The following is a 22,228-nucleotide window of genomic DNA, read 5'->3' on the forward strand; positions in this document are numbered from 1 at the left end:
AGGTTGAGTACAACCTACGAGCGCGCTGGTAGGGTCCGGACGGACTTTCGAGGGGGCGATCGATGGCCGGCCAGGGGTTTCGCGATGAGCTGACCCAGTTGCTGCAGGCGCGCTACCCGCTGTTGGTCGTCGAGACGCACGAAGAGCAGCGGGTGCTGCGGGAGATCCGCGCCGTCGCCGAAGACCAGCAGCGCCTTCGCACTCCGCGGCGCGTCTACGTCTGGTCGTCGACCACCGGGCTCGCTCCCGCCGGCGGGCCGCCGATCAGCGAGACCCGCACCGCGGCCGCCGCACTCGAACGGATCTACGGCTGGGGTGAGCCCGCCGTCTTCGTCTTCGCCGACCTGCACCCGTCGCTCGTCTCCGAAGGCGGGCACCGGCCCGATCCCGACGTCGTGCGCCGGCTGCGCGAGCTCGCCGCCGCGTTCAAGACGCGTCCGGTCCCGCTGAGCCTCATTCTCGTGTCGCCGTCGCTGCCCGTGCCGCCGGAGCTTGAGCACGACGCCACCGTCGTCGACTTCCCGCTGCCCGACCAGCGCCAGATCGGCGAGCTGCTCGACGGCATGGTCGCCGCGCACCGGCAGAACGTCCGGATCAGCATCGACCGCGACGACCGGGACATGATCGTCGCCGCCGCGCGCGGCCTCACGCTGCCCGAAGCCGAGAACGCGTTCGCCAGGGCGCTCGTCGAGGGCGGCGGGCTCGACCCCAGCGACCTCGAGCTGATCCTCGCCGAGAAGCGCCAGGCCGTCCGCCGGTCCGGGATGCTCGACATCGTCCCGGCGGAAACGAGCTTCGACGCCGTCGGCGGCCTCGACCGGCTCAAGCGGTGGCTGACCAAGCGCACGGGCACCTGGACGCCCGCCGCGTCGGCGTACAACCTCGCCGCGCCGAAGGGCCTGCTGCTCACCGGCGTCCCCGGCTGCGGCAAGAGCCTGTCCGCCGTCTGCGTCGCGAACATGTGGCGGCTGCCGCTGCTGCGCCTCGACCTCGGCCGCGTCTTCGCCGGCCTGGTCGGCTCCAGCGAGAAGAACATCCGCACGGTCATCCGCACCGCCGAAGGCATCGCGCCGTGCGTGCTGTGGGTCGACGAGATCGAGAAGGGCCTCGCCGGCGCGGGCGGCGGTGGCGACGGCGGTACCGCGCGGCGCGTGTTCGGCACGTTCCTGTCGTGGATGCAGGAGAAGTCGGCGCCGGTGTTCGTGATGGCCACCGCGAACCAGGTCGACTCGCTGCCGCCGGAGTTCCTCCGCAAGGGCCGCTTCGACGAGATCTTCTTCGTCGACCTGCCGTCCGGGCCCGAGCGCGCCGCGATCTGGCGGATCCACCTGCGCAAGCGCGTCACCGACGCGTTCGTGGCGAGCGAACTGCGGCTGGACGACGCCCTGTTCGCCGAGCTCGCCGACGTCAGCGCGGGCTACAGCGGCGCCGAGATCGAGCAGGCCGTGCTGGCCGGCCTGGTCGACGCGTTCGCCGAAAAGCGGCCACTGCGCCGCGACGACCTCGTGCGGGCGGTGAAGTCGACCGTGCCGCTGTCGGTGACCCAGGCCGACGAAATCCTGGCCATCCGGAACTGGGCGCAGACCCGGGCCGTCGCAGCGACGGACACGTCCGGCGAAGTGGTCTCCGAGCCGGTGCCGCAGCCGGAGTCCCCGAGGGGAAGGACGATCGACGTATGACGCACCGCGTGACCGTCACCATCGGCAAGGACGGCTCGATCAGCGCCGAAACGCACGGCGTGACCGGGTCCAAGTGCCTCGACTACATCCCGCTGCTCGAGGACCTGCTCGGCGCGGAGACCGTCACGTCGGAGTTCACCGAGGACTACCGGCGCACGTCGGCGTCCGCGGAGAACACGGCTTCGCAGCAGCAGTCGCAATGGAACTCCTGAACCTCCACCGGATCGTCGACGTCACCGCGGCCGAAGGCCCCGGCCTGCGGTGTGCGGTGTGGACGCAGGGGTGCTCGGTGCGCTGCCCCGGCTGCTTCAACCCGCAGACGTGGACGACCCGCGGCGGTTTTCGACTGGCGTGGCCGGACTTGGTGTCACGGGTGCTGGCGATCGACGGCATCGAAGGCGTCACGCTGCTGGGCGGCGAGCCGTTCGACCAGCCGGAGCCGCTGGGGCACTTCGCCGCCGCGGTGCGCTCGGCGGGCCTTTCGGTGATGACGTTCACCGGGCACGTCCTGGAGGACCTGCCGCCGTCGAAGCTCCTGGACTCGACGGACCTGCTGGTGGACGGGCCTTTCCTGGCCGATCGGCCGGAGCCGTCGCGGCCGTGGGTCGGCTCGGTGAACCAGCGGTTCCACTTCCTGACCGACCGCTACGACGAGTCGATCTTCACCACCCCGAACCGCCTGGAACTGACGATCTCGCCCGAAGGCGCGATCGAGCTGAACGGGTTCGCCACCACCGAAGTACTCGAAGCGCTGCTCGAAAGGGATCCCCGATGAGTGTCACGCTCAAGCTGCGCAGCGAGGCGCTGGCCCAGCTCAACGCCGCCACGATCGCCGCGCACACGCAGGCCGGCGTGGTCACCGTGCGGACCCGGATGCGCCACCGCGACCTCCTTTCCCGTGCGCTGACCGGGCTGCGGGCGCAGGTGACCGACGACGGCAACTCCGTCGTCGCCGCGTGGGAGGGCCGCCGGATCACGTTCGTCTACGGCCCCGAGGGCGTTCAACTGGCGCACGTCGACGGTCCCGGCCTGGCCGAAGCCGAAGCGCAGCGGCTGGTGCTGTCGGTCGACGAGGCGTACGCGGCGGAGGTGCAGCGCTCGGTGCTCGCGCGGCTGAAGGAGCGCGCGGCGCGGTCCGGCATGGTCGTCGAATCCGAGCGCGTCAACGCCGACCAGTCGATCAGCGTCACCCTGGCCGCCACGTCGTGACCGAGGTCAGGGTCGGGCTGGTCGAGTTCGGGAAGGCGCTCCACGACTCGGTCACCGTCCCCGGCCTCGGGGAGCTGCCCGGCGGGCAGGTCAGCGTCGGGCGCGCGGTCCGCGGCGCCCGCGCGCGGCTGCTGCGGCGCGACCGCGTCCTGGCGGACAACCTGCGCCTCGGGATCATGGTGCGGAAGAAGTTCTTCTCCAGCGAGGTCGAACCGGTGACCGACGCCGGGTTCGTCAAGGACGTCTACGTCGCGGCCGGACGGGCCGACCTCGGAAAAGGCGACTCGCTGGAGCTGTACACCGACGACCGGGTCGGCCCGGACCTGAGCCGGCCGGAGGGGCTCGCCCAGGTGACCGCGCCGGCGTACGACCAGCTGACCGGGTTCCGCGTCCAGGTGCTCGTCCGCGACGGTGTCCTGCGCTTCGGGGCGCTGACGGCGTCGTCGCGGGGCGGCCAGCCGATGCGCGTGCTCGGGCTGTTCGCGCCGGGCCCGGTGCCGGAACTGCCGGCCGGGCAGGCCGGGACGGTGCTGCTGGGCTTCCAGTGCGATGCGCCGCCCATGGTGGGCGACGCGCTGAGGACGTTCCACGAGCCCGAACACGACTACCTGGAGCGACGGGAGGGCGTCGCCGTCGCGCACGGGGTGAACGACCTGCCCAACGGGTCCGTGGTGGCGGCGGTCGAAGTCCCTGAGGGGCGGCCTTCGCTGTTCTCCGTCGGCGCGCGGGTGCGGGTACTGCGGCCGGCGGGGACGACGTTCAACGAGCGGAGCACGGTCGTGGCGTCGGACCTGCGGATCCTGTCGCTGGCGCGGGACGGGGTCGCGGTGCGGACGAACGGCGGGATGCGGACGTTCACGGTCGGGTTGGCGTTCCGGGAACTGCGACAGAGCGACACGATCGAGGCGTACGTGCCGGCGGACGCCGTCGAACTGGCGCCGCCGCCGGCGCCCGCTCCGGTGGCTGTTCCGCTTGCGGCTCCGCTTGCTGTTCCGCTTTTGGACGTCAACTCGGCTTCGGGACCGGAGCTGGCGCGCTTGCTGTCCCCGGAGCAGGTGACGAAGGCGCTGGAGCTGCGTCAGCGGCTGGGCGGGTTCCCGGACGTGGAGGCGTTCGGCGTCGCGATCGGGTTGCAGCCGCACGAAATCGTCCGCTTGCGCAAACAGGCGACGGCCGGCCGGGTGACGTTCCGCGAGACGGGCGTGCGGCAGCTCGACATCTGAGCGCGGGGTGGCCGTTCCGCTACGCTCGGGGACGTGCCGGAGGAATTCTCACTGGGCCTGGCTGAGGTCGACACGGCGGTCCGGCGTACCGGTCTTCCGGCGAACTGGCACCCGTTCGAAATCCGCAGCCCGGGCCGGACCCTGGTGGAGAACGAGCGCATCGCGGCGGCTTCGTGGGAGTCCATGCGGGCGCGCGGCCTGGCGGGTCCGGACAAGCTGGACATCGAGGTCGAGCAGACGCTGCGGGCATGGACCCAGCCGGACGTGCTGATCATCGTCCGTGCGGCGGAGGAGGGCCGCCAGGTGTTCTACCGCGCGGCGATCGGGCACGGGCTGGGGGTGTTTTCGGAGCTGTCGGGCGAGGAGATCCTGTTCGCCCAGACCCGCCCGGACCGGCTGGTCGACCTGGTGGTCGGCATGCTCCCGGCGTACCGCCCGGTCCCCCTGGCCGAGCTGACGTTCATCGAGCCGGGCACCCGCCGCGACGCCGACGCGGCGACGGAGTTCTCGTCGTGGCCGCTGCACCGGTACGGGACGTTCGAGCTGTCGGTCCGGTCGTCGGGGGCGCTGAAGCCGGCGGGGACGGTGACGTTCGTCGACAACGAGGGCGGCCGGTTCCTGATGTTCAGCGAGTCGTTACCGGGCAACGAGACACGGGTGACGTTCACCCCATCGGATGGTTCCCACCTGCGCACGTGGCTGCTGGAGCGTGGCCGGAACCACTGACGCGGCCGGTTCGTCACTAGTACAGTGCGAGGAACCACGCAGTGTGGTGGAGGACGACTGGGAGGGCGTCATGGGCGGTTCGCAATTCGGCGCACCGGGATCGTTCACACCCCCACCCGCAGCGGGGGACGCCGGGTCGAACTTCATCTCAGGGTTGCTCACCGAGCCGGTGAGCTCGGAGTCCGCGCAGCGGGCCAGCGAAGCCGGCAGCCACCTGAAAACCCTCGCCGAGGGCGGTCAGTTCGCAGTGAACGAAGAAGGTTTCCAGGCGTACTTGAAAGCCTGCGACTTCTTCCTGGACGGCTGCGACAGGATGATCGTCGATCTTCGGATTCTGGCGGAGAAAGCCCGGATGGGCGGTAGCGACTACGCCAAAGCTGTCGCTGTCTTCAACGTGAAGGTGGCCGACGGTGAAGGCGACTCGCTGCTTCCCAACCTCATCAAGATGCGTGACGGCGTCCGGCAAGCACGCGAAGCCATGGTGATCGCGCGCAAAAACTATCGTGAAACCGAAGACGCGCACAGCACGGCTTTCTCCCGGTTGAACAAGGGGCTGTAGGAGTAGTGACCGCACGACGTGTTTCGATCGCGTTGGCCATCCTGGCCTCCGCCTTCAGCCTCACCGCCTGTACCGCCCAGGTCGGTGGTCAGGCGACACCCAGTTCGTCTACGGCAAGAACATCGGCGCCGACGACAGGTAGCGGGAGTGTCGATCCCGACAACCCGTTCGCGGGCTTGAACCCGTGCACCATTCTCGATCAGGCGCTCGCGGGTTTGGATTTCCCCAAGGCTGTGCCTACAGTCGCGGACGCCAAGGAAAGTTGCCGCGCCTCCAAGCCCTCGACTGTGAGCAGCCAGGGCGCCGATGTCGCGGTTTCGCTTCAGCCCGGGCGAGGGTACCGCGACAACGTCGGCAACCCGAGCCAGGCAAGCGAGGGCACAGTCAACGGTCGGCCCGCGGTCGAAGAACGTGAACCGCTGAACGTGGCGGGTCAGTGCGGGGTGTGGCTGGAGGTCAAGCCGAGTTCTCGCGCACAGGTACTCATTGCTTCCGGCGGGGACACCCAAGCCTCTTGCAAGCTGGTCGAAGAAGTCGCTCCGAAGGTAGAGACACAGCTGCCCAAGACCAACTGAGACGGAGTTCTGCCATGAGTCAGCCGCACCGGGCGCAGCATCGCCAGTCCGAGGGCGACTACTACGCGGCCACCGCACAGAAGCTCGACGGCAACAGCGACGCCCAGCAATTGACTCAAAGGGCAGCGTCGGACTACTCCGTCGCCCAAGGGAAAGTCCTTCAAGAGGGGCAGACCCTGCGCGGGGACTCGCCGACCCCCGGAGACAACTACGCGAACAGGCCGCACGAGGCGCTGTACGACATGGTCCACAAAGACCTCGACATCGAGGGGATCAACGAGCGCAGCCACGTGACCAACGTCTACGGAAACTGGCTCGCCGACGCCTCCAACCAATTCCGGGACGCCGCTACCGCCGCTGGTGGCTCGTGGCAAGGCCCCGCCGCCGAGCAGGCGAACGGCTTCTTCCAAACGACCGCTGGACACACTGAGCAAACCGGCAATGCCATGCAGCTCATGTCGAACCACTACTCTCAGCAGTCCGCTGCCGCGTCCTACGCGAAGAACAACATGCCCGAGCCCACCGGCTTCGATCAGCAAGCCGAGCTCGACAAGGCCAAGCAGCAGTACAACTCCGGCAACCTCATCGGCATGAGCAGCACCATGGCCGGCATCCAGGCCAAGCAGCAGCAAGCCGATGCCGCGCACCAGCAAGCCGTTCAGGTGCTGCAGAACCTCGATGGCACCTACCACGAAACCGCCAGCTCGCAGCCCACCTACGCGCCTCCCCCGCAGCTCGGGAACGGCGACTCCACCTCCGTCTCCGGCTTTCACGGCACCAGCAGCACCAGCTTCACCGGCACCCCCACCATCGGCGGCACCGGTGGCACCGGCGGAACGAGCGGCAGCTACATCCCCGGCGGCACCACCCCGCCCGGCGCCATTCCTCCCGGCACCACGCCCCCGGGCACCACCCCGCCGAACTTCGTCCAGCCCGGGACCACCAGCGGCGTCGGCGGCACCAACTTCAGCGGCGGCAACACCGGCTTCCGCGGCACATCCAGCCCGAGCGCCTTCCCGCGCATGACTCCCGATGGTCTCGCCATGCCCGGTACGACCGGTGGTGGCACCGGCAGCGGCGACATCACCCGCGGCAAGTCCGGCGTCGGGCGGGCCGGGACCGGGTTCGCCGGCTCTCGCGTCTCCGGGGGCGGCTACACCGGTGGCCCGAAGGAAACCGCCGGGGAAAGCGCCAAAACCGGTGGGAAAGCCGCGGGCGAACGGCTCGAACGCGGGGCGACCGCCGCCGCGGCCGCCAAGGGCAAGGGCGCGGGCGGTGCCGGGGCCGCGGGCGCCGCCGGCAAGAAGAAGGAAGACGACAAGGAGCACAAGAACAAGTACGCCGTCGACGAGGACGTCTTCGACCTCAAGCCCGAACGCGGCCCCGACGGCGAAAAGATCGTCAAGCCCACCATCGGGGAGGCCTAGGGGACAACCCCGGAATCTCCCGGAGAAAAGATCAACACGCCCAGGTCGCGGGCTACATTGGGAGCATGCGCTTCTTCGTCGTCGACGCCTTCACCGACCGGGCCTTCGCCGGGAACTCCGCCGGGGTCGTCCTGCTCGACGAGCCCGCCGACCCGGCCTGGATGCAGGCCGTCGCCACCGAAATGAAGCACGCCGAGACCGCCTTCGTCGTGACCACCCAAGACGGCCCCAAGTCGCTCCGGTGGTTCACCCCGGCCGTCGAGGTCGCGCTGTGCGGGCACGCCACCGTCGCCGCCACCCACGTGCTCGGCGGCGAACAGACCTACACCACGAAGAGCGGTGAGCTGCGCGCCAAGGCCGACGGCGGCTGGGTCGAGCTGGACTTCCCCTCCGACCCGCCGACGCCGACCGACGACGACCTCTCCGAGATCCTCCCCGGCGTCGAGATCGAGTACGTCGGACGCGGCGTCGAGAACCTCTTCGCCGTCCTCAAGGACGCCGAAACGGCCAAAAAAATCGAACCGGACCTCGCCAAGCTCAAGAACACCTGGACCGGACGTCTGCTGGTGACCGCACGAGGTGACAAAACGGACTACGTCAGCCGCTTCTTCGCGCCGGGCGTCGGCATCGACGAAGACCCCGTCACCGGCTCGGCGCACTGCATCCTGTCGCCCTACTGGTCCGAAAAGCTCCAGAACAAGGAACTCACCGGACACCAGATTTCCCAACGCGGCGGCATCGTCCGGACTCGCCAGGACGGCGACCGCGTCCACCTCGCCGGCCAAGCCGTCACCATCGTGAGCGGGGAGCTGCACGTCTGATGCGCACACTGCTGAACATCATCTGGCTCGTCCTGTGCGGCTTCTGGATGGCCCTGGGCTACCTGGTCGCCGGCGTGATCTGCTGCATCCTGATCGTCACCATCCCGTTCGGGCTGGCGTCGTTCCGGATCGCGAACTACGCGCTGTGGCCGTTCGGCCGCACCGTCGTCGACCGGCGGGACGCCGGTACCGCATCCTTCCTCGGCAACGTCATCTGGTTCATCTTCGCCGGGCTCTGGCTGGCCATCGGGCACATCTTCACGGGCATCGCCCTGTGCGTCACGATCATCGGCATCCCGCTGGGCGTGGCGAACTTCAAGATGATCCCGGTGTCCCTGATGCCGCTCGGCAAGGAGATCGTCGAGATCCCTTAGGACTCCGGCTCGTACGGCAGCTCCACCACGAGACACGGCCCGCCGACGAACAGCCCGCCGTCGACGCCCAGCGCCTTCCCGCCCGCGTACAGGAACGGTCCCTCGATCTGCGTCGGGTGGATGCCGAGCTGGTCGGCGATGACGCTGTGGCCGTGCACGATCCGGGTCCCGCCGAGGGCGTCCATCAGCTTCTGGGCGTTCTCCTCGCCGTCCGGGCCGCGGAACGCGTACCGCGTGGTCATCCGGCGCCAGACGTCCCACCAGGCCTCGATGTCCGAGCCGGCCAGGATGTCGGCCGCGGCCTCGTTGATCTCGGGGACCGTGGACCCCCAGTCCAGGTACTCGAGGGTGTCCGAGTGCAGGAGCAGGTGGTCGGCCGCCAGCGCGGCCAGCGGACGCTGGGACAGCCACTCGATGTGCTCGGGGGTCAGCCGGTCCTGGTCCGACAGGAGGCCGCCGTTGATCTCCCAGCTGCGGGCGAAGCTGCGCGGGCCGAAGTCGGACGGCACCGGCTCGTCGCCGAAGTGGTACATCCCCAGCGCCAGGATCTCGTGGTTGCCCAGCAGCGTCTGCACCTGCCCGCCCGCCTCGGCCGCCTGCTCCTCCAGGCGCATGACCAGGTCGATCGCGCCGACGCCGTCCGGGCCGCGGTCGACGAAGTCCCCCAGGAACCACAGCTGGTCCCCGCCCCCCGACCAGTTGCCCTCGTCGTCCACCAACCCCTCGGCGCGCAGTGCCTCGACCAGCTCGTCGCGGTGGCCGTGCACGTCGCCGACAACGTACGTGGAGTTGCTCATCCGGTGACGATAAGCCCTTCGCCCGCCACGCCGGTGGTCAGCCTTCGCCGAACGGGTCCAGGGTCCGCCCGATCAGGTCAGCCACCGAGTCGATCACCAGTGTGGGCCGGTACGGATAGCGTTCGGCCGACTCCGGGGTGGAGATGCCGGTGAGCACCAGGATCGTCTGCAGGCCGGCCTCGATGCCCGAGTGCACGTCGGTGTCCATCCGGTCGCCGATCATCAGCGTCGACTCCGAGTGCGCGCCCAGGCGGCGCAGCGCCGAGCGCATCATCAGCGGGTTCGGCTTGCCGACGTAGTACGGCGAGCGGCCGGTGGCCTTCTCGATCAGCGCCGCGACGGACCCGGTGGCCGGCATCGAGCCCTCGATGCTCGGGCCGGTCGCGTCCGGGTTGGTCGCGATGAACTTCGCGCCGCCCTCGATCAGTCGGATCGCGCGCGTGATGGCGCTGAAGCTGTACGTGCGGGTCTCGCCGAGCACGACGTAGTCCGGGTCGCGCTCGGTCAGGACGTAGCCGACCTCGTGCAGCGCGGTCGTCAGGCCCGCTTCGCCGATGACGTACGCCGAGCCGTTCGGCCGCTGCGACGACAGGAACTTCGCGGTCGCCAGCGCCGAGGTCCAGATCGACTCCTCCGGGATTTCGAGCCCGGTGCGCTCCAGCCGGGCCCGCAGGTCACGCGGGGTGTAGATCGAGTTGTTCGTCAGCACCAGGAAGTCGATGCCGTTCGACTTCAGCTCGGCGAGGAACTCGTCGGCCCCGGGAACGAGGTGCTCCTCCTTGACCAGGACGCCGTCCATGTCGGAGAGATACGTCCACCGGCGTTCGTTCATGCGCGGAACCTATCACGCGCGCGAGACACCTGCGGCCAAGCGCGAAAACGGCTACAGTGGGAATTGCCGGTACCGCGAGGGGAGTCGCGTTCCCGGTCACCGAGGGGGTTCGGGGGAATACTTTTCGACGTCGTCGGCGCGTTGCGCCGTCGCGCAATTCTTCCTGCCCCCGAACGCGAAGGGGGAGAACAAATGACCGAAATCATCGAGCGTCCGGCCGCGGCCGCGCCGACCACCGGGCCGAACTGGGGACTCACCAAGTTCCTCGACCCACTGCCGATTCCGCCGCTGTTCCGGGCCCGCGCCCGGGAAATGATCACCATTCCGATGGTGACCCGGCAGCAGCGGCTGCACTCGCAATTGCCCGAAAGCACGCTGTGGACGTACGCGGGGCATTTCCCGGGTCCGACGATCGAAGTGCGCAGCGGCAAGCAGCTGCGGATTTCGTGGTCGAACGAAATCGAGGGCGAGTTCCCGCTCGTCGCCGTTCAGGGGCCGGTGGCGGACGGCCCGACGAGCCGCCCGGGCCGCGAGCTGGACCGGCCGGGCTACTCGATCGTCGACGGCGTCGCGGACCTGCCGGCGTGGACCGTCGTCCACCTGCACGGCGCGCGCACCAACGCGGGCAACGACGGCTGGGCGCACAACGCGGGTCTCAAGGGCACGTCGCAGCTGGCCGAGTACCAGAACCGCCAGCCCGCGATGCCGCTCTGGTACCACGACCACGCCATGGCGATCACGCGCTTCAACGTCCACACCGGCCTGGCCGGGATGTACCTGATCCGCGACGACGAGGAGGACGCGCTCGACCTGCCGCACGGCGACCGCGAGATCCCGCTGATCATCACCGACCGGAACCTCGACACCGACCCGGCGACCGGCGAGCTCACCGGGCAGCTGCTGTTCAAGTTCCCGTACGTCCCGAACGGCCCGATGATCCCGTTCTCCGGGCCGTTCAACCTGGTGAACGGCGTGATCTGGCCGCACCTGGACGTCGACGCGAAGTGGTACCGCTTCCGGCTGCTCAACGCGGCCAACTCGCGGTTCTACACGCTGAACCTGGTCGACGAGAACAACAACCCGGTGAACGACGCCGTCCGCCTGATTGGCACCGACGGCGGCCTCCTGCCGGTGCCCACCGAGCTACCCCGCAACGGCCTGACGGTCGCGCCGGCCGAGCGCTTCGACGTGCTGATCGACTTCAGCCGCTTCAAGGGGCAGAAGCTCAAGCTGCGCAACGCCGACCCGAGGCTCGGCACCGTCGAGGCGGACCTCATGGAGTTCCGGGTGGACGGCCGCGCGAAGCACGACTCGTTCACGCTGCCGGAGAAGATCTCGACGTCCTACGTGCGGCTGCAGCACGGCACGACGCTGCCGGAGGACCACGACCACGTCTGGGTCGCGCTGCTGCTCGGCAAGGACGGCCACCCGGAGATGTGGGACCTCGAACAGGTCGACGCCGACCCGGGTGGCGAGGGGATCGTCCAGGTCCAGGACCCGGCCGGCGGGCTCAAGACGTTCCGGATGGTCGGGCGGCTCTTCGACGACACCACGGGCATCTTCATCGACCACGACCGGTGGGCGGTGTGGAACCTGGTGCACCTCGCGAACGGCGGCCCCTCGCACCCGATCCACATCCACCTGACGGAGTTCCAGGCGCTGTTCCGGCGGAGCTTCACCACGACGTTCGACCCGGCGGCGGCGCGGACGACGGCGCCGATCAGCGGGTTTACCGACGTCCCGCTGGAGAAGTACGAGGGGGGCTGGAAGGACACGATCATCGTGAACCCGGGCCAGTGGGTGAGCGTCGCCGGGCAGTTCGGCGGGGGCACCGGCGAGTTCATGTTCCACTGCCACATCCTCGACCACGAGGACGAGGGCATGATGCGGCCGTTCGTCGTGCACCCGCCGGAGGTCGCGAAGTTCCACGTCCACCCGGGCGGCGGCCACCACCACGAGGGCTGACCTCAGGAGGCCGCGGCCGGGTGCACCACCACGGTCGCGGCCTTCACCGACAGCGTCACCGCCGAGCCGGGCTCCAGCGCGAGCTCGGCCACGGCGGCCGGTGTCAGGTCGGCGGTCAGGCCGTGCGCCCAGCCGTCGCCTTCGGCACGCAGGCGGATCACCGGCCCGTGCGGTTCCAGGGCCGCCACGACGGCGTCGGTCGTGTTGCGCGGGCTGCCGCGGTGCTCGCCGTCGTGCGGGTAGACGGCGACGGCGTTCGGCGGGAACACCGCCACCGCGGGCTCCCCCAGCACCACGTCGGCGGCGGGGATCCCGCTCACCACCTCGTCCGACGCCGTCCGCAGGCCGTCGGTCACCGCGGTCCCGGCGACGAGGTTGAGCCCGGCGATCCGCGCGGTGAACGCCGTTCGCGGCGCGGAAAGCACTTCGCGGGTCGGGCCGCGTTCGACGATCCGGCCGCCGTTCATCACCGCGACGTGGTCGGCGAGCGCGAGCGCGTCCAGCGGGTCGTGCGTGACGAGCACCGTCGTCGGTCCCGTCTTGAGCACCCGACGCAGCAGGCCGCGGATCGCCGGCGCGGCGTCGACGTCGAGCGCCGCGAACGGCTCGTCGAGCAGCAGCAGGTCCGGCTCGGCGGCCAGCGCCCGGGCGATCGCGACGCGCTGGGCCTGCCCGCCGGACAGCTGCCCCGGCCGCCGGTCCGCCAGCGAGACGGCGTCCACTTCGGCCAGCCAGTAGAAGGCCCGCTCCCGCGCGGCGCGGCGGCCGGCGCCGGTCGAGCGCGGCGAGAACGCGACGTTGTCGGCCGCGGACAGGTGCGGGAAGAGCAGCGCGTCCTGGGACAGCAGGCCGATCCCCCGCCGGTGCGGGGCCACGCCGGCCAGCGCGCGCCCGGCGACGGTGATCTCCGCCGACGTCGGCGTGATCAACCCGGCGAGGCAGCCCAGCACGGTCGACTTGCCCGAGCCGTTCGGGCCGAGCAGCGCCAGCACCGTCCCGGTGGGCACGTCGAGGTCGACGTCCAGCGAGAACGAGCCGCGGACGGCTTCGATCCGGGCGGTCAGGCTCACCGCAGGCCGCCTTCCCACGAACGCGGGCGCGCCACGGCGATCACGATGACCGCGACGACGATGAGCAGCAGCGACAACGCGACGGCGCTGTCGATGTCCACTTCGGCCTGCGTGTAGACCTCGAGCGGCAGTGTCCGCGTGACATCTTCGAGGCTGCCGGCGAAGGTGATCGTCGCGCCGAACTCGCCGAGCGCGCGGGCGAAGCTGAGGACGACGCCGGAGCCGAGCGCGGGCAGCAGCAGCGGCAGCGTGACGCGCCGGAAGACGGTCCACGGGCGCGCGCCGAGGGTCGCGGCGACCTGCTCGTAGCGGTCGCCCGCGCCGCGCAGCGCGCCTTCGAGGCTGACGACGAGGAACGGCATCGCGACGAACGTCTGCGCGATGACGACGGCGGTCGTCGTGAACGGGACCGATTCCCCGGTCAGCGTCGTGATCAGCATGCCGAGGAAGCCCTTGCGGCCGAGCAGGTAGAGCAGCGCGAGGCCGCCGACGACCGGCGGCAGCACCAGCGGCAGCAGCACGATCGACCGCAGCAGCCGGACCCCGCGGAAGCGGGCCCGGGCGAGGACGACGGCCAGCGGGACGCCGAGCAGCACGCAGGCCAAAGTGGACAAAGCGGCCGTGATGAGCGACAGCCGCAGCGCGTGCCACGACGACGGCGTGGCGATCAGCGACGGCAGCCGCGTCAGGTCCGAACGCACCAGCAGCCCGACGACCGGCAGGACGACGAGGGCCAGCGCGAGCGTGGCGGGAATGCCCAAGACCCACGGAACCCGCGAACGGCCGGCCGGGACGGATCCCGGCCGGCCGCTCGAGAGCCGCTTACTGCGCAGGGCCGAACCCGACCTTCGTCAGCTCGTTCTTGCCCTCGGTGCCGAGGACGAAGTCGTCGAACTGCTTGGCCAGGGCGCTCTGGCCGCCCTTGACCACGGCGATCGGGTAGCTGTTGACCGCGCCGGACGCCTCGGGGAAGTCGACCTTGTCGACCTTGCCCGCGGCCGAGGTGGCGTCGGTGACGTAGACCAGGCCCGCGTCGGCGTCGCCGGACTGGACCTTGTTCAGCACCTGCTTGACGTCCTGCTCTTCGCTCTTCGGCTTGAGCGTGACGCCGGTGGCGGTCTCCACCTTCTTGGTGGCCGAGCCGCACGGCACCTGCGGCGCGCAGGTGACGACGGTCAGGCCGGCCTTGTTCAGGTCCGCGAAGGACTTGATGCCCTTGGGGTTGCCGGGCGCGACCGCGATGGCGAGCTTGTTGGTCGCGAAGACCGTCGGCTGCCCGTCGATCACGCCACCCTGGACCGCTTTGTCCATGTTGGCCTGGTCGGCCGAGGCGAAGACGTCCGCCTTCGCGCCGTTCGTCAGCTGCTGGACCAGGCCGGACGAGCCCGCGAAGCTGAACTTCACGGTGACGCCGGGGTGCTGGGCCTCGAACTCCTTGCCGAGTGCGGTGAACGACTCGGTGAGGGACGCGGCGGCGAACACGGTGAGCGTGCCGGTGCCGGCGTCGCCGCCACCCTTCGGCGCGGGCGCGGTGACCGACGACGACCCGCCGGACTGCGTGCTGGGCTCGTCCGAGCTGCTGCACGCGCCCGCGAACAGGGCGACGGCCGCGACGGCGAGAGCGAGCTGTGACATCCGGGGCTTCGCCCCGGGCCGGGGGCTTCGCCACCCGGACCCCCGAAAAGCGGGCTTGTTCATCGACTTCCTTCCGGTGTTTCCACCACAACAGTGGTCGCCTTGACCACCGCGACCGCGAGCACTCCCGGGCGCAGGCCCAGCTCGCGGACGGCTTCCGTACTCATCAGGGACACGACTCGGTGTGCCCCGCACTGCAGTTCCACCTGGGCCATCACCTTGTCGGCGATGACCTCGGTGACCAGCCCGACGAACCGGTTGCGGGCGGAGCGGCCGACGGCGGAGGGGTCCTCGGGGCCGGAGGCCTGAGCCCGGGCGAAGCCCGCGAGCTGGGCGCCGTCGACGACCTTGCGGCCGGCGGCGTCGTCGGTCGCGGTCAGCTGCCCCGCGCGCACCCACCTCCGGACGGTGTCGTCACTGACGCCGAGCAGGCGCGCGGCCTCGGACAACCGAAATTGCGGCATGGCGCAGACATTATCTCCGCAGTTGAGGAAAAGCTACGCGGGGCGCGAATTGTGCATGACTTCGGCGCGAAGCTGTTCGAGGATGACATTCTGATAACGCTCGATCGCTTTTCGCTCGGCCGGGGAGAACTGCGCGAGCGTGTCGCGGAGGGTGTCGAAGGCCGACGCGAAGAGCGGCGCGAACCGGTCGGCGGCCCCCGGCACGACCTCGACGAGGACCTTGCGCCGGTCCTCCGGATCGCGCATGCGGCGGACCAGGCCGACCTTCTCCAGCCGGTCTATGACGCCGGTCACGGCGCCGGTGGACAGGCCCGTCAGCTCGGCGATCCGCCCCGCGGTCAACGGTCCGCCCGATTGGATGACCAGGTCGAACGTCTTGTGGTCGGTGCCGGACAGGCCCATCCGCTCGGCGATCCGCGCGTGGCGCAGGACGGTGAACGTGCTGCCCGCGCGGCCCAATTCCGCGAAGCGGAAGAGCTCCTCTTCGGTGACCGGGTAAGTCTTATCCGTCACAGCCCCTCGTTAGTTCGGCAACTGAACCACTCACTCCGCAAAGTATCCTAGCGAGCGCGTCACTTCGCTCGTTCCGGAGCTACTCTGTGCGTAATGACGGCAGTGGATCTCGGGTTTCCTCGCGTCCCCGGTACACGAGGGTCATCTCGCGTGCCCAGGCCCGAGAACCCCCAACTCATCGACACCTTCGGCCGGGTGGCCACCGATCTGCGGGTTTCCCTGACGGATCGGTGCAACCTGCGCTGCACCTACTGCATGCCCGCGGAGGGCCTCGACTGGATGCCGGGCGAGCAGGTGCTGAGCGACGACGAACTGGTCCGGCTGATGCGGATCGCCGTCGAGCAGCTCGGCGTCACCGACATCCGGCTCACCGGCGGCGAACCGCTGCTGCGGCCAGGTCTCGAGGACATCATCGGGCGGGTCACGGCGTTGTCGCCGCGGCCCCGGCTGTCCATGACGACCAACGGGATCGGGCTGGCTCGCCGCGCCGCGGGCCTCGCCGAGGCCGGGCTGAACCGCATCAACGTCTCGCTCGACACCATCGACCCCAAGACGTTCCTCGAGATCACCCGCCGCGACCGGCTCTCGCACGTGCTGGCCGGCATGGCGGCCGCGCGCGACGCCGGGATGTCGCCGGTGAAGGTCAACGCCGTGCTCATGCGGGGCGTCAACGAGGCCGAAGCCGTGCCGCTGCTGAAGTTCTGCCTCGCCGAGGGCTACCACCTGCGGTTCATCGAGCAGATGCCGTTGGACGCCCAGCACGGCTGGAACCGCGGCGAGATGATCACCGCGGCGGAGATCCTTTCGATGCTGGAGGCGGAGTTCGAGCTGACGCCGTTCCCGGCAGCGCGGGGTGGCGCGCCGGCCGAGCGCTGGCTGGTCGACGGCGGCCCCGGCGACGTCGGCGTGATCGCGTCGGTGACCCGGCCGTTCTGCGCGGCGTGCGAGCGCACGCGCCTGACGGCCGACGGCGCGGTGCGCTCCTGCTTGTTCAGCAACGACGAGACGGACTTGCGCTCCCTCGCGCGCGCGGGCGCGCGCGATGAAGAGATTGCCGACGCCTGGCGCGCGACGATGTGGGGCAAGCTCGCGGGACACGAGATCAACGACGCCGGGTTCGCGCAGCCGATCCGGCCGATGAGCGCGATCGGCGGCTGAGATGTCGACTCTGACCATCGTGGTGCGGTACTTCGCCTCGGCGCGGGCCGCGGCGGGGGAAGAAGAGGAGAAGGTCCAGCTCCCGGAGGGCGCTTCGGTGGGCGACGCGGTCGCTGAGCTGCGGCGGCTTCACCCGGTGGCGTTGCCGCGGGTCCTCGACGCGGCGAGTTACCTGTTGGACGGGGTCGCGGTGCGGGATCCGGGGCGCGGGCTGCGGGATGGTGCCGAGCTGGACGTCCTGCCGCCCTTCGCGGGCGGCTGAGCCGCCTGCTGGGATGCGGCGGCCCTTCCCGGCCCGTCGGCGGGCCGGGACTCCTGACCGCAAGCATGGCGACCCGGCCCGGCGGCGGCCCGCCCCTCTGACCTCGGGCAGGTCGACCCGGCCCTGCCGATCCGCTGGCGGCCCGCACCCTGACCGGGGGCCTGTCGACCCGCCCCGCCGGCCCGGCAGCGGCCCGCACTCTTGACCGCAGGCCTGTCGACCCCGCCCCAGCGACCCGCCCCTCCGAACTCGGGCACATAGACCCCGCCCTGCCGATCCGCCAGCAGCCCCGCACCCCTGCCCAGGGCGGGGCGCGCAGGCATTTGCCTGGCCACCGGGGCCCTCCCGGCGTCGACCCTGAGTTCGCCCTCCCTATAAACAGCCGACCGGTCGCGCGTCGCCGGGGACCGCTCGGCGAAGCCCCTGCCACCCCTCGGCGTGGCGCGTCATCAATTCCGGCTGTTCGCGAGAAGCTGATCGCGCTCCGCCGCCACGCCTTCCGGTGACCCGTTTCGCCTGGTCCGTTGCGGTGCGTGGCCCCCACCGGGCGGCCGCACGGGTCCGCACGCTCTCGGCGGTGCATTCAAACCCCACTAACAGGTGGGACTACCGTGACTCCTGGGGCACATGAGGCGGAGTTGTCAAGTCTGGCGTCGTCTCGTGAGCCGTCATAAGATGCGCGCTTCCCTTCGCGGCCGGGCGTCGCGAATGGGCCATTCGCCGCGCAAAACACGTGATGCAAGCCTCACGATCCGTGTTTTATCTCGACAAGGAAACGGGCAGATAACGGCCCGCTGACCTGCGCAAACATCGGCATCGATGGGGGTTGCGTGCTGTTACTGTGACGTAGGTCACGCCCCGAATAATTTCCGATCACGGCTCTCGTTACGTACCGTCGCTTTTCGGTTGGCCCCGACCAACCAGCACGACCGGGAATCCGTAGCGCCTAGCCCTGTCCAACGGAATCCCGGACCCATACCCCGAGCGAAAGCATTTCCGGACAGGGACGAGGGGACGACGAAGACGCGCCGTGCGTCGGACTCGCCCGCCGGTCTGAGACGGCCGGCGCCAGGACCCCGATCCTGACCCTCAGCACGTGCTCGTAGGCGCAGGAAAACCGAGAAGCATCCAAATGTCTTACCGAGGCAAGCACCGCAAGATGTCCGCTGCCACCCGCACCGTCGCTCGCGTCGCCATCGCGGGCATTGCGGTCGGCGCTCCCCTCGCTATCGCCGCGACCCCCGCGTCGGCGACCAACTGGGACGCCATCGCGCAGTGCGAGAGCGGCGGCAACTGGAGCACCAGCACCGGCAACGGCTACTACGGCGGCCTGCAGTTCACGCAGAGCACCTGGAAGGCCTACGGCGGCACCGGCAGCCCGCAGGGCGCGTCCCGCGAGCAGCAGATCGCCGTGGCCGAGCGGGTCCTGCAGGGCCAGGGCATCGGCGCGTGGCCCGTCTGTGGCAAGAAGGGCGGCGGCGGCTCGTCGACGGCCCCGAAGTCCACCCACAAGACGACCACCAAGCAGTCGACCCCGAAGAAGACCGTGACCGCCCCGAAGCAGGCGGCGGCTCCGGCGGCGACCGGCGTGGCCAGCTCCAACCCGGCCGGTGACTACACCGTCGTGGCGGGCGACACGCTGTCCAAGATCGCCAAGCAGTTCAACGTCCAGGGCGGCTACCAGAAGCTGCAGGACCTGAACGCGAAGTACATCCCGAACGCGGACATGATCCTCGTCGGCCAGAAGATCGCCACCAAGTGACGATCGCGCGCAGCGATGCGTAGGTCCGGCCTCGAGCCGTGACTGCTCAGCCCTCCACCGCCGATCCCCCGGGCGGTGGAGGGCTTGCGCGTTTCCGAGGTGCGGAGCCGGCCGCCGGCCGGCAACGCCGCCTGAGCGGCCCTCAGAGCGCGCGAATGGCCTAGACCTGTCGCCGAGGCCGCGAGCCGTCGCGCCAGGCCGTCTGCGAGCCCTCAGAGCCCGCGGACCCGCTCCCGCCGGCCGGTGAGCCGCCCAGGGGACCAAACCCCGAGCTGGCCGCGGCGCCGTCTTCCGGGTTACGGCGAGTTGACCCACTCGTCCGTGCCGTCGGTGAAGTGCTGGTGCTTCCAGACCGGCAGCCGGGCCTTGACCTCGTCCACCAGGTCCGAGCACGCCGAGAACGCCTGGCCGCGGTGCTCCGCCGCCACCGCGCACGCCAGCGCCACGTCGCCGATCGCCAGGTGACCGACGCGGTGGCTCACCGCCACCGCCCGGACGCCCGTCCAGCGAGTCGACAAGTCGGCCACGACCTCGGCGATCACGTCACCCGCGCTCGGGTGGCCCTCGTACGTCAGGTCGCGCACGCCCTTGCCGCCGTCGTGGTCGCGGACCACGCCCGCGAACGTCACCACCGCGCCCGCCGCGTCGTCCTCCACCAGCCGCGCGTGCTCCTCGACCGACAGCGTCTCCTCGGTGACGAGGGCCCGCACCACGCGCACCGGCACCGGCGCCACCGCCGGCCGCGGGTGGTCGCCCCCGGCCAGCTGGTCGACCGCGTGGTCCAGGATGCCGTCCAGCACGCCCAGGCCGTCCTTCACACCGCCGCTGGAGCCCGGGAGGTTCACGACCAGGGTGCGCCCCGCCACGCCCGCGACACCGCGCGAAAGCACCGCCGTCGGGACCTTGGGCAGCCCCGCCGCGCGGATCGCGTCCGCGACGCCCGGCAGCTCGTGGTCGAGGACCGCGCGCGTGACGTCCGGAGTGCGGTCGGTCGGCGAGATACCGGTACCGCCGGTGGTGAGCACGACGGCGACGTCGTCGGCGAGCGCGGCCCGCAGCGCGACGCCCACCGGGTCGCCGTCCTCGACGACGACCGGCGCCGGCACGTCGTACCCGCGTCCGGCCAGCCAGGCGACGATCACCGGGCCCGTCTTGTCCTCGTAGACGCCCTTCGCGGCGCGGTTGGACGCCACGATCACGCGTGCGGTGCGCTTCACGGCCGCTCCCAGGTCCCGGTCTTGCCGCCGTCCTTGCGGAGCAGGCGGACGTCGTCCAGCGTCGCCGCCGGGTCGACGGCCTTGATCATGTCGTGCAGCGTCAGCCCGGCCACCGCGACCGCGGTCAGCGCTTCCATCTCGACGCCGGTGACGTCGGTGGTCTTCGCCGTCGCGCGGATGCCGACCTCGGCCTCGCCGAGCGTGAACTCGACCTTGACCCCGGACAGCGCGATCTGGTGGCACAGCGGGATCAGCTCGGGGACGCGCTTGGCGCCCATGATCCCGGCGATGCGCGCGGTGGCGAGGGCGTCGCCCTTGGGGAGGCCGTCGGTGGCCAGCAGGCGGAGCACCTCGGCGGTGGTCCGCACGGTCCCGGCGGCGAGCGCGGTGCGCGCGGTGGCGGTCTTGCCGGAGACGTCGACCATCCGGGCGGCGCCGGTCTCGTCGACGTGGCTGAGTTCACTCACATGCCGAGGCTACTTCCGAGCACGCGCAGTGCGTCGGTGGGCACGGGCCGGGCGGGCTCCGCCGCGCACGCGAGATCCCGCGCTGGGCGGACGCCCGTGGCCAGGAACGCCGTCGCCGCGTCGTTCGCGCACGTGTTGGCGTTGAAGTAGACGCCGTGGCCGCCCTGGTCCGCGGTGACCACGCGGGCCCGGTCCCCGAAGGCCCGGCGCAGCCGGAGCGCGCCCGCCAGCGGGGTCGCGGGGTCGCGGAGGTTCTGCAGCATCAGCACGTCCGACGGGCCGCGGTCGCCGATCCGCACCGGCGGCTCCACCGGGTCCGACGGCCAGAACGCGCACGGCCAGACGTTGGCCGCCGCTGCGCCGAACATCGGGTGGCGCAACCGGTCGACCGCCACGTTCTTCTGGTACGCCCACACCGATTCCGGCCAGTCCGAGTCGCCGCACACGACGTACAGCTGGCTCGAAAGCAGGTTCTCGATGCCCGGGATCTGGCCACCGGGCAGCGGCGGGATCGGCTGCCCGGTGTCGAGCGCGTGCCACGCCGTGGCCAGGTACGGCAGCGTGCGGTCGCTGTAGAACATGCCGAACGTGATCTGCCGGAACAGCTTGCCGTCGACGCCCTGGGAGTTCGGCGAAGCGTCCAGCCGCGCCGCCAGGGCGAAGTACTTCGCCCGCACCTGCGCCGGCGTCGTGCCCAGCGCGTACTCGGGGTGCGCCACGGCGAACGCCGCGAAGTCCGGGAACCGGTCCTCGAACCCCTGGGCGAACATCCGCGAGCCGGTGACGTCCAGGCCGCCCGGGCCGAGGTTGCTGTCGAGCAGGATCCGGTCGCTGTGCTGCGGGAACAGCGTCGTGTAGACCGCGCCGAGGTACGTGCCGTACGAGATGCCGAAGTACGACAGCTTCGGCTCGCCCAGCGCGGCGCGGATCCGGTCCATGTCGCGGGCGGTGTTCGCGGTCGTGACGTACGGCAGCATCGACGCCGTCGGCGAAGCACCGCACTGCCGAGCCACGCCCTTCGCGTACTCGGCGCGCACGGCGACGTCGGCCGGGTTCAGCGCGTACGGCGGCACGTTGCTCACCTGCTGCGCGGGCGTCAAATCGCACGTCACCGGCGTGCTGTGGCCGACCCCGCGCGGGTCGAACCCGATGATGTCGTAGGCGTCCAGGACGCTCTGCGACAGCCCGGCGAGCTTCAGGAGCCCCGGCAGGTTCAGGCCCGGGCCACCGGGGCCGCCCGGGTTGGTCAGCAGGATCCCGCGCCGCGCGGCCGGGTTCGCGCTCTTCAGCCGCGAGATCGCGACCCGGATCCGGGTGCCGTCCGGTTTCCGGTAGTCCAGCGGGACGTCGAGCGTCGAGCACTCCAGGCCCGGCGCGGTGACGTCCGCCGGGCACGCGCCCCAGGTCAGCGCGGCCGGCGCCGCCTGGGCCACGCCCGGCACCACCGAGGCCACCACGACGGCCACCGCCGCGACCAGCGAGATCCTCCGCAT

25 protein-coding genes are annotated in these 22,228 nt (G+C 70.7%); 15 read left to right on the top strand and 10 right to left on the bottom strand.

Annotation, left to right across the window (positions count from 1 at the left end; translation table 11 throughout):
- Positions 1 to 62 precede the first annotated feature (62 nt).
- The 11 genes from ACIRSS_RS16995 (at position 63) to ACIRSS_RS17045 (ending at position 8,593) form a co-directional block, all read left to right on the top strand.
- On the top strand, positions 63 to 1,679 hold the full coding sequence (locus tag ACIRSS_RS16995) for an AAA family ATPase (RefSeq protein WP_400895691.1): 1,617 nt from the start codon (positions 63 to 65) through the stop codon (positions 1,677 to 1,679).
- Positions 1,676 to 1,891 carry a DUF2997 domain-containing protein gene (locus ACIRSS_RS17000; RefSeq protein WP_360468238.1) on the top strand — a complete coding sequence of 72 codons (216 nt, stop codon included), beginning with the start codon at positions 1,676 to 1,678 and terminating at the stop codon, positions 1,889 to 1,891. The genes ACIRSS_RS16995 and ACIRSS_RS17000 overlap by 4 nt, the downstream gene beginning before the upstream one ends.
- Positions 1,879 to 2,454, top strand: coding sequence for a 4Fe-4S single cluster domain-containing protein (locus tag ACIRSS_RS17005; protein ID WP_400895693.1), 576 nt, complete (start codon positions 1,879 to 1,881; stop codon positions 2,452 to 2,454). The genes ACIRSS_RS17000 and ACIRSS_RS17005 overlap by 13 nt, the downstream gene beginning before the upstream one ends.
- Positions 2,451 to 2,888, top strand: a complete 438-nt coding sequence (locus ACIRSS_RS17010) for a hypothetical protein (protein ID WP_400895696.1) — start codon at positions 2,451 to 2,453, stop codon at positions 2,886 to 2,888. Before ACIRSS_RS17005 ends, ACIRSS_RS17010 begins: the two co-directional genes overlap by 4 nt.
- Positions 2,885 to 4,111 (top strand): hypothetical protein, encoded by a 1,227-nt coding sequence (locus ACIRSS_RS17015; RefSeq protein ID WP_400895699.1) that lies wholly within the window; start codon positions 2,885 to 2,887, stop codon positions 4,109 to 4,111. Before ACIRSS_RS17010 ends, ACIRSS_RS17015 begins: the two co-directional genes overlap by 4 nt.
- A gap of 33 nt (positions 4,112 to 4,144) precedes the next feature.
- Positions 4,145 to 4,837, top strand: coding sequence for an ESX secretion-associated protein EspG (locus ACIRSS_RS17020; RefSeq protein ID WP_400895702.1), 693 nt, complete (start codon positions 4,145 to 4,147; stop codon positions 4,835 to 4,837).
- 43 nt (positions 4,838 to 4,880) lie between these two features.
- Entirely contained in the window at positions 4,881 to 5,396 is a 516-nt protein-coding gene (locus ACIRSS_RS17025) for a hypothetical protein (RefSeq protein ID WP_400895704.1), read from the top strand.
- 5 nt (positions 5,397 to 5,401) lie between these two features.
- Positions 5,402 to 5,971 (top strand): DUF3558 family protein, encoded by a 570-nt coding sequence (locus ACIRSS_RS17030; RefSeq protein ID WP_400895706.1) that lies wholly within the window; start codon positions 5,402 to 5,404, stop codon positions 5,969 to 5,971.
- 14 nt (positions 5,972 to 5,985) lie between these two features.
- Entirely contained in the window at positions 5,986 to 7,398 is a 1,413-nt protein-coding gene (locus ACIRSS_RS17035; protein WP_400895709.1) for a hypothetical protein, read from the top strand.
- Between the two features lie 65 nt (positions 7,399 to 7,463).
- On the top strand, positions 7,464 to 8,219 hold the full coding sequence (locus ACIRSS_RS17040; RefSeq protein WP_400895711.1) for a PhzF family phenazine biosynthesis protein: 756 nt from the start codon (positions 7,464 to 7,466) through the stop codon (positions 8,217 to 8,219).
- Complete coding sequence (locus ACIRSS_RS17045; RefSeq protein WP_400895714.1) at positions 8,219 to 8,593, top strand: YccF domain-containing protein; 375 nt, start codon at positions 8,219 to 8,221, stop codon at positions 8,591 to 8,593. The genes ACIRSS_RS17040 and ACIRSS_RS17045 overlap by 1 nt, the downstream gene beginning before the upstream one ends.
- Here ACIRSS_RS17045 and ACIRSS_RS17050 read toward each other — a convergent pair.
- Together ACIRSS_RS17050 and ACIRSS_RS17055 are read right to left on the bottom strand one after the other, a co-directional pair.
- On the bottom strand, positions 8,590 to 9,390 hold the full coding sequence (locus ACIRSS_RS17050; RefSeq protein WP_400895716.1) for a metallophosphoesterase: 801 nt from the start codon (positions 9,388 to 9,390) through the stop codon (positions 8,590 to 8,592). The two genes, ACIRSS_RS17045 and ACIRSS_RS17050, sit on opposite strands and share 4 nt — an antisense overlap.
- A gap of 37 nt (positions 9,391 to 9,427) precedes the next feature.
- Positions 9,428 to 10,222 carry an HAD-IIA family hydrolase gene (locus ACIRSS_RS17055; protein WP_400895719.1) on the bottom strand — a complete coding sequence of 265 codons (795 nt, stop codon included), beginning with the start codon at positions 10,220 to 10,222 and terminating at the stop codon, positions 9,428 to 9,430.
- Between the two features lie 192 nt (positions 10,223 to 10,414).
- Here ACIRSS_RS17055 and ACIRSS_RS17060 point away from each other — a divergent pair, with 192 nt between their 5' ends.
- On the top strand, positions 10,415 to 12,187 hold the full coding sequence (locus ACIRSS_RS17060; RefSeq protein ID WP_400895721.1) for a multicopper oxidase family protein: 1,773 nt from the start codon (positions 10,415 to 10,417) through the stop codon (positions 12,185 to 12,187).
- A gap of 2 nt (positions 12,188 to 12,189) precedes the next feature.
- Here the strand turns inward: ACIRSS_RS17060 and ACIRSS_RS17065 are convergent, their stop codons facing one another.
- The 5 genes from ACIRSS_RS17065 to ACIRSS_RS17085 all read right to left on the bottom strand — a co-directional run bounded on the left by ACIRSS_RS17065 (position 12,190) and on the right by ACIRSS_RS17085 (position 15,869).
- Positions 12,190 to 13,257 carry a sulfate/molybdate ABC transporter ATP-binding protein gene (locus ACIRSS_RS17065; protein WP_400895724.1) on the bottom strand — a complete coding sequence of 356 codons (1,068 nt, stop codon included), beginning with the start codon at positions 13,255 to 13,257 and terminating at the stop codon, positions 12,190 to 12,192.
- Positions 13,254 to 14,018: an ABC transporter permease gene (locus ACIRSS_RS17070; RefSeq protein WP_400895727.1), complete on the bottom strand. Its 765-nt coding sequence runs from the start codon at positions 14,016 to 14,018 to the stop codon at positions 13,254 to 13,256. Before ACIRSS_RS17070 ends, ACIRSS_RS17065 begins: the two co-directional genes overlap by 4 nt.
- 61 nt (positions 14,019 to 14,079) lie before the next feature.
- Entirely contained in the window at positions 14,080 to 14,892 is an 813-nt protein-coding gene (modA, locus tag ACIRSS_RS17075; RefSeq protein ID WP_400895729.1) for a molybdate ABC transporter substrate-binding protein, read from the bottom strand.
- Between the two features lie 59 nt (positions 14,893 to 14,951).
- Positions 14,952 to 15,356, bottom strand: a complete 405-nt coding sequence (locus ACIRSS_RS17080; protein ID WP_364452110.1) for a helix-turn-helix transcriptional regulator — start codon at positions 15,354 to 15,356, stop codon at positions 14,952 to 14,954.
- Between the two features lie 33 nt (positions 15,357 to 15,389).
- Positions 15,390 to 15,869 carry a MarR family winged helix-turn-helix transcriptional regulator gene (locus ACIRSS_RS17085; RefSeq protein WP_400895731.1) on the bottom strand — a complete coding sequence of 160 codons (480 nt, stop codon included), beginning with the start codon at positions 15,867 to 15,869 and terminating at the stop codon, positions 15,390 to 15,392.
- Between the two features lie 150 nt (positions 15,870 to 16,019).
- Here ACIRSS_RS17085 and moaA point away from each other — a divergent pair, with 150 nt between their 5' ends.
- The 3 genes from moaA (at position 16,020) to ACIRSS_RS17100 (ending at position 19,051) form a co-directional block, all read left to right on the top strand.
- Positions 16,020 to 17,027 (top strand): GTP 3',8-cyclase MoaA, encoded by a 1,008-nt coding sequence (gene moaA / locus ACIRSS_RS17090; protein ID WP_400895733.1) that lies wholly within the window; start codon positions 16,020 to 16,022, stop codon positions 17,025 to 17,027.
- A gap of 1 nt (position 17,028) precedes the next feature.
- Positions 17,029 to 17,289: a MoaD/ThiS family protein gene (locus ACIRSS_RS17095; RefSeq protein ID WP_400895735.1), complete on the top strand. Its 261-nt coding sequence runs from the start codon at positions 17,029 to 17,031 to the stop codon at positions 17,287 to 17,289.
- Positions 17,290 to 18,421: 1,132 nt separating this feature from the next.
- Entirely contained in the window at positions 18,422 to 19,051 is a 630-nt protein-coding gene (locus tag ACIRSS_RS17100) for a transglycosylase family protein (RefSeq protein WP_400895737.1), read from the top strand.
- A gap of 296 nt (positions 19,052 to 19,347) precedes the next feature.
- Here the strand turns inward: ACIRSS_RS17100 and ACIRSS_RS17105 are convergent, their stop codons facing one another.
- The 3 genes from ACIRSS_RS17105 to ACIRSS_RS17115 are packed head-to-tail and all read right to left on the bottom strand — an operon-like array spanning position 19,348 to position 22,228.
- A complete protein-coding gene (locus tag ACIRSS_RS17105) occupies positions 19,348 to 20,268 on the bottom strand; it encodes a molybdenum cofactor biosynthesis protein MoaE (protein WP_400895740.1) in 921 nt (306 codons plus the stop codon).
- Positions 20,265 to 20,735, bottom strand: a complete 471-nt coding sequence (gene moaC / locus ACIRSS_RS17110) for a cyclic pyranopterin monophosphate synthase MoaC (RefSeq protein ID WP_285476874.1) — start codon at positions 20,733 to 20,735, stop codon at positions 20,265 to 20,267. The genes ACIRSS_RS17105 and moaC overlap by 4 nt, the downstream gene beginning before the upstream one ends.
- Complete coding sequence (locus ACIRSS_RS17115; protein WP_400895742.1) at positions 20,732 to 22,228, bottom strand: alpha/beta hydrolase; 1,497 nt, start codon at positions 22,226 to 22,228, stop codon at positions 20,732 to 20,734. Before ACIRSS_RS17115 ends, moaC begins: the two co-directional genes overlap by 4 nt.

This window comes from Amycolatopsis sp. NPDC101161 (assembly GCF_044768185.1).
In the GTDB taxonomy this organism is placed as follows: domain Bacteria; phylum Actinomycetota; class Actinomycetes; order Mycobacteriales; family Pseudonocardiaceae; genus Amycolatopsis.